Below are 16,651 nucleotides of genomic sequence, written 5' to 3' on the forward strand. Positions count from 1 at the left end.
ATATTCCTTACACGCAATATTATAATCCCACTGTTTCTTAAGCGCAACACTTTTTTTACTATTTTTTTACTTATCATTGCATTTACGCAATAAATTATTTAAAATTAATATAATATATGTACGCACATCCGTTCGTTGGATGTTAATAATAAATTTGCACTCTTACTTATCACTTAAAGGAGTTGATTATATGTTTAATGCCGAATTACTTAGTAGTTTAATAAAAGAAGCACAAGGTGATATTTCTTTAAACAACTTTGCTAGTCAATGCAAAATAAGCTCTAGCACGTTATCAAGAATTATAAACAATAAAAATTCTTGTCCACCAGCGCCTAGCACATTACAAAAAATTGCTTCTGTTGCACACAATGGTGTCACTTATGCTGACCTTATGGCCGCTGCTGGTTATATAAATGATGGCGAAACACCTGTAGAAATTCCAGATGCAACTAATACTGTTTTATCTAAGAAAGATGAAAGAGACATTGCAAAAAGAATTGAAGCATTAAAAGAAGATTTACTAAATGGTGAAGGGCTTATGCTTTCAGGAAATCCGATGTCACCTGAAGCTATTGAAAGTTTAATAGAAGCCTTATCTTCTGGAATACGTCAAGCAAAGATTGCAAATAAAAAGTATACACCTTTAAAAAAACGCAGCTATGCTGCAAATAAATTCATTTCACCTAATAAATATAAGAAATAGATAAGAATGAGATTTTTTCATCTAAGATATTGGTTAAATTATAGATATTCCTATGCATATATAACTTTAGAATTATTACAAAGCAGGTACAGAATGCATTTTAAGCCTTCTGTATTTGTACTACTTTACTATGGTAACTATTACGGGGGTGACTTTTTTGCATTTTATCGAGGGATTATTTTCAAAATTAGTTAAAAAATATAACACTACAGATGTTTATGAATTATGTAAATTAGAAAAAATAACATATAGAGAACTAGATCTTCATCCTGAAATAAACGGGATTTATCAATATGTGATGAGAAATAGAATTATAACAATAAACCAAAATCTTACTCCTGAGTGTAAGAGAATAACATGTGAGCACGAATTAGGACATGCTATCCTTCATAAAAAATATAACTGCACTTATCTAAAAACAAAGACTTTCTTCAATGTTAATAAATTTGAAAAAGAAGCTGATATATTTTCATCTTTATTTGAAATCCCATTTATATCTAAAGATATATTAATAGGAAAAACATTAGACGAAGTTGCTCGTGAGTTAAACGTTTCAAGATATTTATTAGATCTTAGAATAGGCATCTGTAATTTTGATTAGTAATTTAAATGCATGTAATTTTCTTTATTATGCTCATATTATATAAGGTAGGTGTTTAGTTAATGATAGGAAGAATTCGTAAATCTTCTTCTGAACTCAATATTTTTGATTTATTTGATGATGAGTTATATATAAATAAAATCATACAACGCCTTAAAGAAAGGTATGAAATTAAATTATCAGATTTTTATGGAAATCCCATCTTTGAAGAATTTCAAGATATTATTATAAACAATACAAGAATAAATATTTCTTGGGATCACATGATTGGCTGCTCAATCATGGCTTTGGATTTAGATGGAAATGAACTTATTGAAGAAATAGCAAATTATTTAAATACTCATTATTAATAATATTATTTGCAAGGAGATTAACATGGAGAATACAGAAGAATATTGCAATCGAATTATTCAAGAAATGATTAAATCCTATGAAGATACTGGAAACAAAGATGGTGTTAGTAAACTGTGTAGGGAAGCATATTCTTTATACAGAAATAATGAATTGCCTAGTGAATATTATGGCAAAATATATTATACAGCCATGGAAATAGGTCACTATAAATACTAATTTAAGCTTTTCCCTAACCAGTATAACTTCAAGACATCTACGATAAAAATGAGGTAATAAAATGAAAGTAGCTATTTAAGAATTCCAATGGAAGCAGATGTGAAAATTCAAATGGAACGGTAGATCAAATAGATAATCTCCTTAATAAAGCCCCTTTAGATCCAGATCTCGGAGATATCATTATTACTAAAATAAAAGAACTTAAAATCGAATTGGAACAACTAAATAATGATCTAAATGTTTATAATGATAAAATTAAACAAATAAATGTGGATTACCTTCTCAGTATATTGCATGTATAAATTTATTTTATATAAAAAGAAAATATATAAATGTTTCGTGGAATTTTCTTAATCCTCAAAAACATTTATATATTTTCAATTAAGTTTCTAAATTTAATTTGAATGCAATGATTCTAATATACCCTTGCTAAGTCCTTCTGCCAGTTTTTCTTGGTAACTGTCTTCATTCAAAAGCTGATCCTCTTTTTCATTAGACATAAACCCCATTTCAACTAGTACCACAGGAACTTTTGACCAATTAAATCCAGTTAAATCTGATCTCTCAACTACACCTCTATCAGGCATTCCTACGGTAGAAACTAAATCTTGCAGTATTGTTTTACCATATACTTTACTTATTGCACTAATATCTTTTGCATATCCTATTGGAGCTGGAATTAACATAGATGTTCCCCTAGCACTTTGAGAATCCGCAGAATCACAGTGTATTCTTATAGCTAAATCAGCATTGTTATTATTTCCAACCTCTGCCCTTTCAATATTGCCTGGGCTTTCAGAATCTTGTGTTTTTGTCATTATAACTGTAACATTGTGTTGTTCTAACAAAGTTTTTAATTTTTTAGATACACTCATAGCAACAATATATTCTGGCGTTTTTGTAGAAATTCCTTCCGCTCCACCTGGATCTTTTATTTTCATTACATCAGAATCTGGAGACTGTTTCTCCATTCCCTTATTTCCATTAGAAGAATGTCCTGGATCAATGACTACTATTTTTTTATTTACAACCGTTTGCTCTTCCACATTATTTGAGGAATCATTATCTTCTTTTGGTGCATCACTATTATCCACTGTTTTATTTTCAGTTTCTATAGCATCACTTTTTTCAACTTCTTGGGTATTATTAACTTCCTTTTTCTCTATATTTGAATTACATCCAGACAAAGTTATAAATATTAAAATTGATAAAACTCCTGATAAAATTTTATTCATCTATTTCTTTTGCTCCCATGCTTGTAATACTTTATAATTAGCTATTTCATATTCATTTAAAGTAGAATCACTTCCATCGTAATTTGGATTTGGAACATACCAGCTTTTTGATGAAAAATATTTTTTATATTCATCATTAGTAAATACATATCCATGACGTGCAAATATTTCATTTCTTGCAAGCCCAAGTTGATCCTTCGTTAAATTCTTCAGATCATCTTCCATTAAATATGTCTTATCGCTATCTTTTAAAATATAGTCATTTGAAGATTTTGAACTCTGGGTAGCTTTTTCTCCCCCACCTGCATTTACTTCTGTCGGAGTTCTTCCATCTTCATATACTTTGTACCATTTCGTATTATCCTTGTTATTTGATGTCACCAAGCTTGTACTATTTGATACAATTTCATATATTCCGTCATTATCTACATCATCAGGCTTTGTATCTTTGTTCCCCAATACAGTTCCCTTTAATTGCAGTTTTTCATTATCAACTCCAAAAACACTTGTACCTGAATTGCTTGAATTATTTGAATAGCCGATAAATACTCCTTTTTTATTATCAGCATAATTATATGCTCCCTGCATTGTTTGATTCCATGCATGATCCATTGTAAAGCTGTCAACTAATTTATATTGCCCATTTTTTATTTTATATAAATTTAATTTATATCCTGAATTATATGAGTATTTTCCATTTCCTTTTAATTCTATTATTTCATCAAAAGGATCATCATCAAAGTTATCAAAACATATTTGCCTATCTTCCATAAGTAAGGCTTTTGTATTTGCAAGAGGAGTATTAGTTATTTTTGAAATTACATTTAACATAATATCTTCATAATTTTTATTATCTTTAAAGTTTCCCCCAAGTTTATCTATTTCACTAAACTCGGCTACTGCATCTTGGTATTTTCCATCTTTGTAAAGCTTGTCTATTTTTTTATCCTTTATACCTATTGCAATACTTTGATAGTCTCCTTGTGATATCATGCTTGATACTTGATTTAAATCTTCTTCTGCTAATTCAACATCATTCTTAGCAATTTCTACAATACTAGCTTTTAATAAGTCTTTAGTAGTATTAGATTTTAATACCTTTGCAGCCTTAACAGCATATTGAAATTTTTCATTAGCACTTATTGATGTATCATTAGCTTTAATTATGTAGTATTCCCCTTCTATTCTATTGAAGAATACAGCTATGCAAATTGCTACTATTAATATAACCGCTGCTGCGATTTTAGGTGCCATTCCAGAAAAAAATGGTTTTCTACTTCTCTTATGTCCATTTTTTGATGAATTGTTACCTGTATCATTGTTATGCTCAAATTTTTCGTATTCAGTTGCTCTAGTATTAATATGCATAGTTCTTTCTTTCTCAACATTTTCATTTTTCTGCAATGATTCATTAGCAGGTATAATAATAGGTTCAGTTATAGATTCATTTATATTTTCCTTAGAAAAATCTATAGTATTATTTACATTATTATTTATTTTTTTTGATAAATCAATTTTACTTTTATTTATATCTTCATTATCTATATCTAAGTTTTTAATTGGGTTTCCACATTTTTTGCAAAACTTAACGTTTGGTTCAATTGGATTTCCACATTTAGTACAAAATTTCATTTTCTCACCTCTCTATTGTTACGTGTTAATTATTGTTTAAAGTATATTAAGGATTTGTTTTGCTACTAATTTGCACTACATCTTTTATAGAATATACTTTAAAATCTGAAGCAGTTGATCTAACCACATAAGTATCTCTAAAATCAGTATATGATGAGGTTTTATTTTTCCCATATGATATATAATATTTTTCATATACAGTTACTTGATATTCAGAATTGCTTATTTTTTTTATATCTTCTATCTTATGACTTACTAGTTCCTCTTCTATTTGCTGTTCTGAATAATTTTTAATAAGTGAAGTAAACTCACTTATTAAACCTCCACTTAAATCTATTGATCCTTTAATATAGTCAATATTCTTTGAGTTAATCATTCTTATATATGCACTTTCATAATCTTCTATTGAGTTTTTGACCTTTATCTCATTATTATCGTATGTGTTAACTGAATTAGAAGAGTTAGATTTTTTATCCACTGTTTGCTTTTTTTCTGGTGGTGTATAACTATACTCTGCTGTAACTTCATCATTATCTAATGTACAAGCTATTTTAATATTTTTTTCACTGCTAGTAGATTCGTCTGAAGTCTTGTATGATATTGCATATTCATTATCATTTACTCCATCAGATAATTTTAAATCTTTCTGAAACGCATCATTTTCTTTTATTGTAATATTTTTAACATTAATCTTATTTGCATAATTATTAATTTTTATTGAAGCTGTTACTTCAGGGTACTTATCAATATCTACGTTTAATATTTCCATATTTTTAGTTGCATCATCTTTATGAGATGCATTTTGTTTAATATATGCTACCCCTGCTGATACTGAAAATATTAATATCAATATTACGCTAATTAATGCAATTTTTAAGCCAATCTTCCTTTTTTTATTGACTATATTATTAGGTGTATTATTTGAATTAATGAGCTCTCCACACTTTGGACAAAATTTTATATTATCGCTTACTTCATTTCCACATTTTTTACAATATTTCATAAACTAACTCCTTGAATTATTTATATACTTAATTCTTAAATGATATTTTTAAAAGAATTAAATATATTAATTGTTGATATCAACGATGATTCTATTTGACTTGTAATAAATAATGCTAATATAGCAGAACATGAAATGAATAATATTATCATTATTATAAATACCTTATCATTTTTTTCTTCGCTAATTTGTTTTATTCCGCTATACAAAGTAATAAATGATAATATATACCCTGATCCAATTATAAGTAATCCAAAAATAATGCTAACTAACGTAACTATACTTGCTAATGCCATTGAAATTACTAATGGTATATATGATGAAGTTGATATAAATAGTATATCTGTTGGTTTTATCTTACTCTTCAATACTATTGCATTTAATATTGCTAATATTATAGCTGTCAAAATAATTATTACAAATACTTGAATAAAGCCATTTATAAATATATCCTTATTGTCAATAAATGCATTAATTTTATTTTTGGCATCCAATATTTCATTAGACATCATAAGTTGTTGTGATGCTTTCAAAGCTTCTTGCTCTGATATTATTTTTGCACTTGCTAAAATCGTAGGTAACTTTTTTACCATACTGAATATTGAATTAATAATAGCTGAAACATATAAAATATTTAATAATCCCTGAATAATAGGTAGTCCTAAAAGTAAAGCAATTGATGATTTTAATAACTCTTCATCTTTTAACTCACTAAAAAAAGATACTGGTTTAATAAAGTAATTTTTAAATACTTTTATTATTCCACTATCAATTGGTTTTACTGTTGTGAATGTTTCTTTTCGCATATCATTTTCAAATTGTTGGCATCCACAAGATCCACAAAACCTATCTCCATCTAAAATTTCACTTCCACAATTTTTACAAAACATTATTACCCCTCCGTTTGCATATCTGCTAATACATAATTAGTTATGCACTAAAAACAAACTATGCCATTTACTATATTTATAATATCGATACTAAGTAATTATAGCACCCCACATAATGGAACTGCAAACATTAATTGCATGCTTTTATTCATCATATCCAATTTTCTATACTTTTTTGAATAAAATCTACCATATCATGTTTCCCTTTCCAATTTATTCTTGCTTAGATTTCAAATACTTCCCACACATCTATTTTTATTGTGTCCTTTTCATTCTGCTATTTATTTTAATTTCTTTTTAATCCATATACTCAACTCCCAATCCTAAAATATTTAGGCACTATATAGCTTGTAATAAAAATCCAATTCACTTAAATATCAATTTAAATTTATAAGCACTTTAGAAATAATAAAAACCGCCATTTCTAGTGTCAAATTGTTTTGCAAACTCAATTTATAAAAGAAGTGAGTTTAATAGTATCGTCTTCAAGTAAAATATTTCTTGGGAGCACATGGCTGATAAGCGACATACTATCAGATGACTTTATTGAGTTTACCAGCTCTGGAAGTGAATATAATTACAAAAACTGATCTCAATATGAATATCACAAACTCTTTCCGCGAATAATAAATAAAAAGTAAGGTGGTGATATAAAATGGGATCTTCTCAATACAACAGAAATAAGAATGACAAGAGCAATGTTGATAAGATGAAAGGCAAGAATAATCGTGATAAAGGCAACAATCAAGTTGGCTCAACAGATAATGGAAAATAATCTATGTTACTTAAATATATAATAACTAAGTTAACAGCAAATATATAAAAAAAAACACAGCCTACATCAATGCTCAGTAGGCTGTGTTTTTTCATATTATTTTTTATATAAATTTTTAAGTTCAAATTTTAAAATATTAATAAAATAAAAGTACAAATTCACTAGAAAACCTAAATTCTACTTATAATTTAGACCATACTAGAAAGAGAGATTACTCTTTTTTGTAGCATTGCATTGAGAATAAAGATGTAAGATTTCTTCATTAGAAGTTGTTCAATTATTGTTTGTCACAATTTTATATTGGGAACAAACAGTAATTGGTACAACTTCTAATGTTAGAAATCATCAGCTTTTATTCTCCAGCAACCGAAACAACATAGTATTATCCCTTTCGATTGGCTATAAACTATAGATAAACCAATTATAAGTTAGATCTACACTATAAAACATATCCTAACTAGAAATAAGAATTATGCTTTTGTAACCACAAGGGTCATAATATGAAATGTTTCATTAGGAATTTGATGGTTCTGATTCTTAGATTAAAAGTTGTTCCAAATGTGCTAGTTCAAATTTTAAAATACTAATAAAAGTACAAATTCACTAGACAATCTAAATTTCACTTATAATTTAGCCCATACTAGAAAGAGAGATTACTCTTTTTTGTAGTATTGCATTGAGAATAAAGATGTAAGATTTCTTCATTAGAAGTTGTTCAATTATTGTTTGTCACAATTTTATATTGGGAACAAACAGTAATTGGTACAACTTCTAATGTTAGAAATCATCAGCTTTTATTCTCTAGCAATCGAAAAACAGAGTATTCTCTCTTTCGGTTGAGTATGAATTATAATCTATACTGCGTCAAAGAAGCTCATTTGATCACTTTCTGGAAGGCCATTTAAACAATCAAATTTTCTAAGAAGCTCTATGGCAGCATTACCAATCTTAGAACGTTTCTTTACATCATCTACAGAATTAAATTCCTTTTCCTTTGCAGCACTTGCTATACCTTCTGCCGCTACATTTCCCATACCTGCTATACTGTTTATTGGTGGTCTTATCCCATCTTCTTCTAGCTGGAATTTTGTAGCACTAGATTTATATAAATCAATTGGAAGGAATTTAAATCCTCTTTCATACATTTCCAAAACTATTTCAAGGTCATCATACATATCCTTATCTTTAGGACCAGCATCATTTCCAAGAGCCTGAATTTCCTGCATCTTTGCTTTAACCTTTTCTTTTCCAAAGATCATAAATTCTGCATCAAAGGCTTTTGCTCTTATAGTAAAGTATGTTGCATAATAAGCCTGAGGTATATGAACTTTAAACCATGCTATTCTAAATGCCATCATTACATAAGCTGCTGCATGGGCTTTAGGGAACATGTATTTTATCTTTTTACAAGACTCTATATACCATTCTGGCACATCATGTTCTCTCATCATAGCTTCATATTCTGGAAATTTAGGTTCTTTTAAGGCTTTACCTTTACGAACAGTTTCCATTATTTTAAATGCGGTATTAGGTGGAAGTCCTTTTCTAATTAAGTAAACCATGATATCATCTCTGGTACATACCGCATCACTTATGCTGGTAATTACTCCATTATCAATTAAGTCCTTAGCATTTCCAAGCCATACATCTGTACCATGTGAAAGTCCTGATATACATAATAAGTCTGAGAAAGTCTTTGGTTTTGTATCCACAAGCATTCCTCTTACGAACTTAGTACCAAACTCAGGAATTCCAAAGGTTCCTACCTCTGAATTTATCTGATTTGGAGTTACCCCAAGAGCCTTTGTTGAGAAGAATAGGGACATAGTATCCTTGTCATCCATAGGAATCTCATGTGGATCAACCCCTGTTATATCTTGAAGCATTCTTATAACTGTCGGGTCATCGTGCCCTAGTATATCAAGCTTCAATAGATTTTGGTCAATAGAGTGATAATCAAAATGTGTTGTTATAATATCAGAATTAGCGTCATCAGCTGGATGCTGCACAGGGCAGAACTCAAATATTTCTCTTCCCTTTGGTACAACTATAATTCCACCTGGATGCTGACCTGTAGTTCTCTTTATACCAGTACACCCTACTGAAATTCTCATTGTTTCGGCCTTGTTTATTGGAAGATTCTTTTCTTCATAATATTTTTTAACATAACCAAACGCTGTTTTTTCTGCTATAGTACCTATAGTCCCTGCTTTAAATGTTGTTCCCTTTCCAAAGATAACTTCTGTATATCTATGGGCTTTTGCCTGATATTCTCCTGAGAAGTTTAAATCTATATCTGGTTCTTTATCTCCATTAAAGCCTAGGAATGTTTCAAATGGTATATCTATTCCATCTTTATGAAGCTTTTCTCCACAAACAGGACATACTTTATCTGGTAAGTCAAAGCCGTTTAAAACTCCATAATCTTCAAAATCTGAATACTTACATTTAGGACATCTATAATGAGGTGGAAGCGCATTTACTTCTGTTATACCAGTCATATTTGCAACGAAGGATGAACCAACAGATCCTCTGGAACCTACTAAGTATCCATCTTCATTTGATTTCCATACCAGCTTCTGAGCAATAATATACATTACTGAGAATCCATTTTTTATAATAGAATCCAGCTCTTTATCAAGTCTCGCCTGAACTATTTCTGGAAGTGGATCTCCATAAAGTTCATGGGCTTTTTCATAAGCTATATCTTTTATTGTCTGCTCACAGCCTTCTATATGTGGTGGACATTTTTCAGGAGAAATTGGGCTTATTTGCTCACACATATCTGCTACTATATTAGTATTTGTAACTACAACTTCATAAGCTTTTGTTCTTCCTAAATAAGAGAATTCATCAAGCATTTCTTCAGTAGTTCTTAAATATAATGGCGCTTGATTATCTGCATCCTTAAATCCCTGTCCTGCTTCTAATATACGTCTGTATATTTCATCTTCAGGATCTAGGAAGTGAACATCTCCAGTAGCCACTACAGGCTTACCTAATCTTTCTGCAAGTTCTACGATCTTTTTATTAATTTCTTTTAAATATTCTTTACTTGGAACTTGCTCCTGTCTTACTAAGTAATCATTATTTCCTAAAGGCTGAATTTCTAAGTAATCATAGAAATTAGCAATTTCCTCAATTTGTTCTTCTGGTTTTCCAAGAAGTATCGCTTGATATAATTCCCCTTCACTACAAGCACTTCCAATAATTAAACCTTCAGAATATTTCTTAAACATGCTCTTTAATATACGTGGCTTTTTATAAAAATAATCTAAATGAGAATATGATACCAATTTATATAAGTTCTTTAACCCCACGTAATTTTTTGCTAGTATTATTGCATGATGAGTTTTAACCTTTTTATATGCTACTTTCTTAGCTTCTTCATCAGCTGCATATAAATCTATATCTGATAGAGTTTGTGCACCTCTTTCTTTTAGCTTTTCAATCATTATGTTAAATACCTTAACAGTTGTATCAACATCATCTAAAGCTCTATGGGCAACTTCAACCTTTATTCCAAGATTCTTAGCAATTCTTCCTAGCTTATAAGATTTATAATCAGGGAATACATCTTGCGCTAATCCTAAAGTATCTATATAGGTAAAATCAAACTCATAGCCTAAAACTTTCGCATTATGCTTTAAGAATCCAATATCAAAGTCAGCATTGTGGGCAACTAAAACACTTCCTTCAATAAATTCAAGCAATTTAGGGAAAACTTTATCAATAGTTTCTGCATTTTTTACCATATCATCAGTTATCTTTGTAACCTCTACAACTCTCATAGGAATTGACTTTTGAGGGTTTACAAAAGTACTGAACTTATCTATAACCTTGCCATCCTTAATTTTCATTACTCCTATTTCAGTAATCTTTTCTGTCTGAGGAGAAAAACCTGTAGTTTCTAAATCAAGAACACAGTATACTGTATCAATACTTTCTTCCCTAACATTTGTTACAGATGGCTTTTTATCAGGTGCTAGGTAGGCTTCAACTCCATATATGACCTTCATATCTGGATTATCTCTTCCAAGCAATTTATGTGCTTCTGGAAATGACTGAACCACTCCATGATCAGTTATAGCAATAGACTTCATTCCCCAGCTCATAGCTCTCTTAATTAAATCACTAGCGCTAGACATGGCATCCATCTGGCTCATTTGAGTATGCATGTGAAGCTCTACTCTCTTGACCTCAGAATTATCCTGTCTCTTATACTTCTTTATTCCATTTGTTTCAATAACAGTGTTAGCAATAAGTTCAACTTCATGAGAGAAATTACTATATCCTGCATTTCCAGCAAGTCTAAGCCCCTTGGCCTTTTTTATTCTAGAAAATACTTCATCATACTCAGTAGGCTTTGCAAAAATCTTGCAAGTCATTGAATTTGATCCATCATATAAATCAAAGGAGATTAACATCTTTCCACTTCTTAATTCTTTTGCTTCTAAATTAGATATTTCACCCTCTAAAGCTACTCTTCCCTCATCAGGCGTTATATCATTAATTTTAATTATGTTTTCCTTAATATTAGCATTTCGCCCTAAAATCAAGAATGGATTACTTGCCTTTTTGCCATCACCCTCAGCTTTTACCTCTGGCTTACCTTCTTCAGCTTTAGGTACTTCAGGAGGATTATTGCTTTGGTTAATTTTTATTTCTTTAATAACTTTCATCTCATTAGCACGTTTATCTTCTGCAATTTTCACTAATTCTTCGCTATCTATTTGGTCAATAAAGTTGATATTATAATGTTTCCCGTACATATGCTTTATAGCTTTATTAATTTGCTTATCATATTCCATGGTTTTTAAAAAACCTGCTACAGGAATTTTAAAATTAAAATTTATAGTATTTCCTTCTATTTCATAGTCACTATTATTAACCGCTGCCTTTAATGCAGGATACTTCATAGATAAGGAATATACGATATTTTTCAATTCTTTTTCTATAGGCCTTATTTCAACCTCGTCACTATACTTTACAATAATTTTAGAATCATTTAATCCGAATTTATCTTTTATGAAACTATTGAAACTTTCAATTTCCCCTAGTTCAATATAATTATCTGAACTAATTTCCATTTCCAGCACTTTAGTTTTCTTACGCAAGACTACGGATTGTATAACGGCAGTATTTATGCTGCCAGCCGATTCATAATCACTAAAAGCTTCATTTATTCTCTTCATACTACTCATTAACCTTTTCTAAAAAATTTTCAGTATGCTACTATTATATAGATTAAACTTGCAATTTGTTAAGCTTCAAAAAAACGCATAGAAATAATTCTATCAAAAAAGTATTCCTATACCTCCTTCATATTTAATCTAGATAATATTTATATCATTTTTTAATCTCAACTAATTTTTCATTTGTAAAATAATTAATCAATTAGTAGTTTTCCGACATCTAATTATCATTCCATAATCTAATAGTGTTGTCAAGGCAAAAGAATGTTTGCTAATTCTATTAGACGTTGAATTCACTGGCAAATTAATAAATAATAAAATTTGCATACATTCTTCTTAGAGTGAAACTATTTATTTTAACTCAGAATGGCACCTGCCAACCGTTTCCTTTATTGCCATAGCGTTCTCATTTTCTGATGAAATAACTAACTGACTTATATAATTATTATTAAATATCTCACAGTAAAATTCCTTACTCATTTCATCAATTTCTTCATAATTTTCACTCAACTTCTGCAATAAATCCTCTTCACCAAGTCCAGCGTTATCTATGAAATAATATAGATTCATTCTATTTACATATTCTTCAATTCTTTTAAAATTATACTTATTTACAACAAATCCTATTACATAATCTTTATCAGTTTTTTTAGTTCCCTTTTTTATGCTAATACCAAACATAGATACTTCTGGTACCTTCTTTATTTCAAACTTCTTATATGCTATTCTTGAAATTCCTAAATTCTCTACTATTTCTTCAACTGGAACCTCATGCTCCACTTGATTTCCAAAATACAACATTCTAGAGTCTAAAACTATTAAACAAAGGTTTTCTCCAATCATTTCATTTAAAACCTTTACTTTAAATTCATCGCTTTTCTTCATTCCATAGTATTCCACGAAAGTTTTAACTCCATCCTCATCTTCTTCGCTTCTTACCTTTAATTTATTCCCGCCAAATAAAAACATATTTTCCTTCTCCTTCATCAAGTGATATATAACATTATAATATATAACTGCTTGTTTAATAAATTAAAAACTGTAGAAATTTAAAATAATATTTTAAATTCTTATGTAGGTATCTATAGATAAACAACTTAGACCTGAAATTATGCATATAACTCACCGAAAGGACAGGCACTCTGTTGTTTCGGTTACTGAGAATAAGTTGAGGCTTTCTAACATCATAAGTTGCACCATTTCAGCATGCTCCCGAGACAAGCTCGTGACAAGCAAAAATAGAACAACTTATGATGAAGAAATGCCTGCAACATATTCTCTAATGTAACACTGCACAAAAGAGTACCCTTCCTTTCTGATATAGCAGATTTTTCAAGCTATAAGTATAATTCTCAAATTGAATATCCATAGATAACCAGACTAAAACCTGAACATATGCGTATTCCTCAAAGAACAAGCCTTGAACTAGCACATTTTTAGGGAAAATAGGCGTTGATAGCATGGTTGAATCAGATGAAATATTCTTTAAAGAAGACCAATATATGTAGGACATACCAAATGTAATATTATGCTAATTATGTTATAATTAGTTGAATGGGTAACTAACATATAATTAACAATAAAAAGAAAGGATGTAGCACTATGTTTAATCTCTCTAAAAAAAGTTTTTTAGTTGATTTGGATGATTCTTTAACTTATCCATCTGCACAGACAATTTGCAATACTATTGAAAAATATTGTGTAAGTTCGAAAGAAAAGTGCCAGTTTGTCAGTACCGAAAAGCCAGTTACATTCTATTTGGAGAATAGATTATTTTCTGCTGAAATCACTATGGCTCGAGGTGGGTATATGATTAAGTGCCTTGAAAAATAGTAGGTAGATAATTCCCCTATTATTTTTTAGTATATTTCAACATTATAAAAAAATAGCCGAATTTAAAAGTATCTTGTTTTCATAAACACAATTAACACTATATTTATGTGTATATTATCTGAAATTAAATGCATATTTGTTCCTATATGTTAAGAAGATTTCCCTAGTAATTTCTAAATGGAAGGTTGCTTTATATTAGAAATATTAAAAGGAATAATTAAAGTGATGTTTACTTTAATTATTCCTTAAATTCAATATCTTAATATTTCAGTATTATCTCTACTTAATTATAGAGCTTTATTTTTAACTTCATTATTTATTCTTTCTATTAAATCTTCTAAATTTAATGTTCCCTCATCTCCATTACTTCTGCTGCGTAATGATATATTATTTTCTGCTTCTTCCTTTTCTCCAACAATAATAATGTAAGGAACCCTTTCATTTCTGGCTTCTCTTATTTTGTAACCTATCTTTTCATCTTTCTGATCAATTTCAACTCTTATACCTTCTGAGCTTAATTTATCTTTAATCTTTTCTGAATAGCTATTAAATTTATTTGATATAGGAAGTATTTTTACCTGAACTGGAGAAAGCCATGTTGGAAACTTTCCAGCAAAATGTTCTATTAATATTCCTATAAATCTTTCTATACTTCCAAATACTACTCTATGGATTACTATTGGTCTATGCCTTTCTCCATCACTACCTACATACTCTAATTCAAACCTTTGAGGCAATTGAAAATCTAACTGAATTGTTCCACATTGCCAAGTTCTGCCTATGCTATCTTCAAGATGAAAATCTATTTTAGGCCCATAAAAAGCTCCGTCACCCTCATTTATTTTATATTCAAGATTTAATTCATCTAAGGCACCTTTCAATGAGCTTTCTGCTAATTCCCATTCTTCATCACTTCCCATTGAATCCTCTGGCCTTGTAGAAAGTTCTAAATTATACTTAAACCCAAATTTTGAATATACCTTGTCAATTAAATTAATAACGCCTTTTATTTCTGACTTTATTTGATCTGGTAACATAAATATATGTGCATCGTCTTGTGTGAATGCTCTTACTCTCATAAGACCATGGAGTGCTCCAGAAAGCTCATGTCTATGAACTCGTCCTAATTCTCCAACTCTCATTGGAAAATCTCTATATGAATGTGATTCTGATTTATAAACTAACATTCCACCTGGGCAATTCATTGGCTTTAAAGCAAATTCTTCTTCATCAATTGTTGAAGTATACATATTTTCTCTATAATGATACCAATGCCCTGAAGTCTCCCATAGTTTCTTATTAAGCATTATTGGAGTTTCAATTTCAACATAACCATCTTCGTAATGTAATTTTCTCCAAAAATCTATTAGGGTATTTTTTAATATTACTCCTTTAGGAAGCATAAATGGAAATCCTGGACCTTCTTCTGCAAAAGTAAATAATTTTAATTCTTTTCCTAATTTCCTATGATCCCTTTTCTTTGCTTCTTCTAAATTATGCAAATGCACTTCTAATTCTTTCTTACTAGAAAATGCAACTCCATAAACTCTTTGAAGCATCTTATTTTTTTCATTTCCTCTCCAATATGCTCCAGCAACGCTTAATAGTTTAAATGCCTTAATATACTTTGTTGATGGAATATGAGGCCCTCTGCAAAGGTCTATATAATCGCCCTGTTTATATAAAGATATCTTTTCAGCTTCAGGAAGATCCTTAATAAGTTCTACTTTATATGTTTCTCCCTTTTCCTCCATTAATTTTATTGCTTCGTCTCTAGAAATATCGATTCTTTCAAAGCTAAGATTTTCATTTATTATTTTATTCATTTCTGCTTCAATTTTATTTAAATCTTCATTGGATAATGAATTTTCAATATCAAAATCATAATAAAAACCATTGTTTATTGCAGGTCCTATAGCAAGCTTTGAATCCTTATAAATTCTTTTAACTGCTTGAGCCATAACGTGAGAAGTAGAATGTCTTATAACTTCAACTGCTTTTTCATCATCGTAAGTTAAAATATTTACCTCATCATTATTTTTTAATTTGTAAGTTAAATCTACTAATGTCCCATTTACTTCCCCCACTACTGCGACTTTAGCTAAGTTTTTACTAATTGAATTTGCTAAATCATAAATACTAGATTCATCTGCAATTTCTTTTATTGATCCATCTTTAAGTTTTATATTTATCATAAACTTGTTACCTCCTTCT

General features: G+C 29.5%; 12 protein-coding genes. 5 read left to right on the plus strand and 7 right to left on the minus strand.

What is annotated here, in order from left to right; genetic code table 11:
- Window positions 1-190 precede the first annotated feature (190 nt).
- The 4 genes from AXY43_RS04130 to AXY43_RS04145 all read left to right on the plus strand — a co-directional run bounded on the left by AXY43_RS04130 (window position 191) and on the right by AXY43_RS04145 (window position 1,874).
- Window positions 191-703 carry a helix-turn-helix domain-containing protein gene (locus AXY43_RS04130; protein WP_051144914.1) on the plus strand — a complete coding sequence of 171 codons (513 nt, stop codon included), beginning with the start codon at window positions 191-193 and terminating at the stop codon, window positions 701-703.
- A 157-nt stretch (window positions 704-860) separates the two neighbouring features.
- Window positions 861-1,304 carry an ImmA/IrrE family metallo-endopeptidase gene (locus AXY43_RS04135; RefSeq protein ID WP_181246100.1) on the plus strand — a complete coding sequence of 148 codons (444 nt, stop codon included), beginning with the start codon at window positions 861-863 and terminating at the stop codon, window positions 1,302-1,304.
- Window positions 1,305-1,366: 62 nt separating this feature from the next.
- Window positions 1,367-1,654 (plus strand): hypothetical protein, encoded by a 288-nt coding sequence (locus AXY43_RS04140; RefSeq protein WP_105411049.1) that lies wholly within the window; start codon window positions 1,367-1,369, stop codon window positions 1,652-1,654.
- A 25-nt stretch (window positions 1,655-1,679) separates the two neighbouring features.
- The gene (locus AXY43_RS04145; RefSeq protein WP_105411050.1) at window positions 1,680-1,874 is read left to right on the plus strand and encodes a hypothetical protein; all 195 of its coding nucleotides are present in this window, start codon (window positions 1,680-1,682) and stop codon (window positions 1,872-1,874) included.
- 395 nt (window positions 1,875-2,269) lie between these two features.
- Here the strand turns inward: AXY43_RS04145 and AXY43_RS04150 are convergent, their stop codons facing one another.
- The 6 genes from AXY43_RS04150 to AXY43_RS04175 form a co-directional block, all read right to left on the minus strand.
- The gene (locus AXY43_RS04150) at window positions 2,270-3,109 is read right to left on the minus strand and encodes an N-acetylmuramoyl-L-alanine amidase family protein (protein ID WP_039773550.1); all 840 of its coding nucleotides are present in this window, start codon (window positions 3,107-3,109) and stop codon (window positions 2,270-2,272) included.
- Window positions 3,110-4,741, minus strand: coding sequence for a YARHG domain-containing protein (locus tag AXY43_RS04155; protein ID WP_105411051.1), 1,632 nt, complete (start codon window positions 4,739-4,741; stop codon window positions 3,110-3,112). It lies immediately after the preceding gene.
- Between the two features lie 46 nt (window positions 4,742-4,787).
- Window positions 4,788-5,744, minus strand: a complete 957-nt coding sequence (locus AXY43_RS04160; RefSeq protein ID WP_105411052.1) for a zinc ribbon domain-containing protein — start codon at window positions 5,742-5,744, stop codon at window positions 4,788-4,790.
- Between the two features lie 35 nt (window positions 5,745-5,779).
- A complete protein-coding gene (locus tag AXY43_RS04165; protein WP_039773548.1) occupies window positions 5,780-6,634 on the minus strand; it encodes a zinc ribbon domain-containing protein in 855 nt (284 codons plus the stop codon).
- A gap of 1,629 nt (window positions 6,635-8,263) precedes the next feature.
- The gene (gene polC, locus AXY43_RS04170) at window positions 8,264-12,604 is read right to left on the minus strand and encodes a DNA polymerase III subunit alpha (protein WP_105411053.1); all 4,341 of its coding nucleotides are present in this window, start codon (window positions 12,602-12,604) and stop codon (window positions 8,264-8,266) included.
- Window positions 12,605-12,955: 351 nt separating this feature from the next.
- A complete protein-coding gene (locus tag AXY43_RS04175; protein WP_105411054.1) occupies window positions 12,956-13,573 on the minus strand; it encodes a hypothetical protein in 618 nt (205 codons plus the stop codon).
- A gap of 633 nt (window positions 13,574-14,206) precedes the next feature.
- On the opposite strand from AXY43_RS04175, the gene AXY43_RS04180 reads away from it, so the two are divergent.
- Window positions 14,207-14,437, plus strand: a complete 231-nt coding sequence (locus tag AXY43_RS04180; RefSeq protein ID WP_039773543.1) for a DUF4318 domain-containing protein — start codon at window positions 14,207-14,209, stop codon at window positions 14,435-14,437.
- A 287-nt stretch (window positions 14,438-14,724) separates the two neighbouring features.
- Here AXY43_RS04180 and thrS read toward each other — a convergent pair whose 3' ends face one another.
- A complete protein-coding gene (gene thrS / locus AXY43_RS04185) occupies window positions 14,725-16,632 on the minus strand; it encodes a threonine--tRNA ligase (protein WP_077868770.1) in 1,908 nt (635 codons plus the stop codon).
- Window positions 16,633-16,651: the final 19 nt, after the last annotated feature.

Origin of the sequence: Clostridium sp. MF28, assembly GCF_002969175.1 — a bacterium.
GTDB classification, from domain to species: Bacteria; Bacillota; Clostridia; order Clostridiales; family Clostridiaceae; genus Clostridium; species Clostridium beijerinckii.

Bases quoted from the DNA above. Each gene is read 5' to 3' on its own strand.
- AXY43_RS04150 (WP_039773550.1), bottom strand. From the start codon at position 3,109: ATGAATAAAATTTTATCAGGAGTTTTATCAATTTTAATATTTATAACT.
- polC (WP_105411053.1), bottom strand. From the start codon at position 12,604: ATGAAGAGAATAAATGAAGCTTTTAGTGATTATGAATCGGCTGGCAGC.
- AXY43_RS04155 (WP_105411051.1), bottom strand. From the start codon at position 4,741: ATGAAATTTTGTACTAAATGTGGAAATCCAATTGAACCAAACGTTAAG.
- AXY43_RS04175 (WP_105411054.1), bottom strand. From the start codon at position 13,573: ATGTTTTTATTTGGCGGGAATAAATTAAAGGTAAGAAGCGAAGAAGAT.
- AXY43_RS04140 (WP_105411049.1), top strand. From the start codon at position 1,367: ATGATAGGAAGAATTCGTAAATCTTCTTCTGAACTCAATATTTTTGAT.
- thrS (WP_077868770.1), bottom strand. From the start codon at position 16,632: ATGATAAATATAAAACTTAAAGATGGATCAATAAAAGAAATTGCAGAT.
- AXY43_RS04145 (WP_105411050.1), top strand. From the start codon at position 1,680: ATGGAGAATACAGAAGAATATTGCAATCGAATTATTCAAGAAATGATT.
- AXY43_RS04165 (WP_039773548.1), bottom strand. From the start codon at position 6,634: ATGTTTTGTAAAAATTGTGGAAGTGAAATTTTAGATGGAGATAGGTTT.
- AXY43_RS04180 (WP_039773543.1), top strand. From the start codon at position 14,207: ATGTTTAATCTCTCTAAAAAAAGTTTTTTAGTTGATTTGGATGATTCT.
- AXY43_RS04160 (WP_105411052.1), bottom strand. From the start codon at position 5,744: ATGAAATATTGTAAAAAATGTGGAAATGAAGTAAGCGATAATATAAAA.
- AXY43_RS04130 (WP_051144914.1), top strand. From the start codon at position 191: ATGTTTAATGCCGAATTACTTAGTAGTTTAATAAAAGAAGCACAAGGT.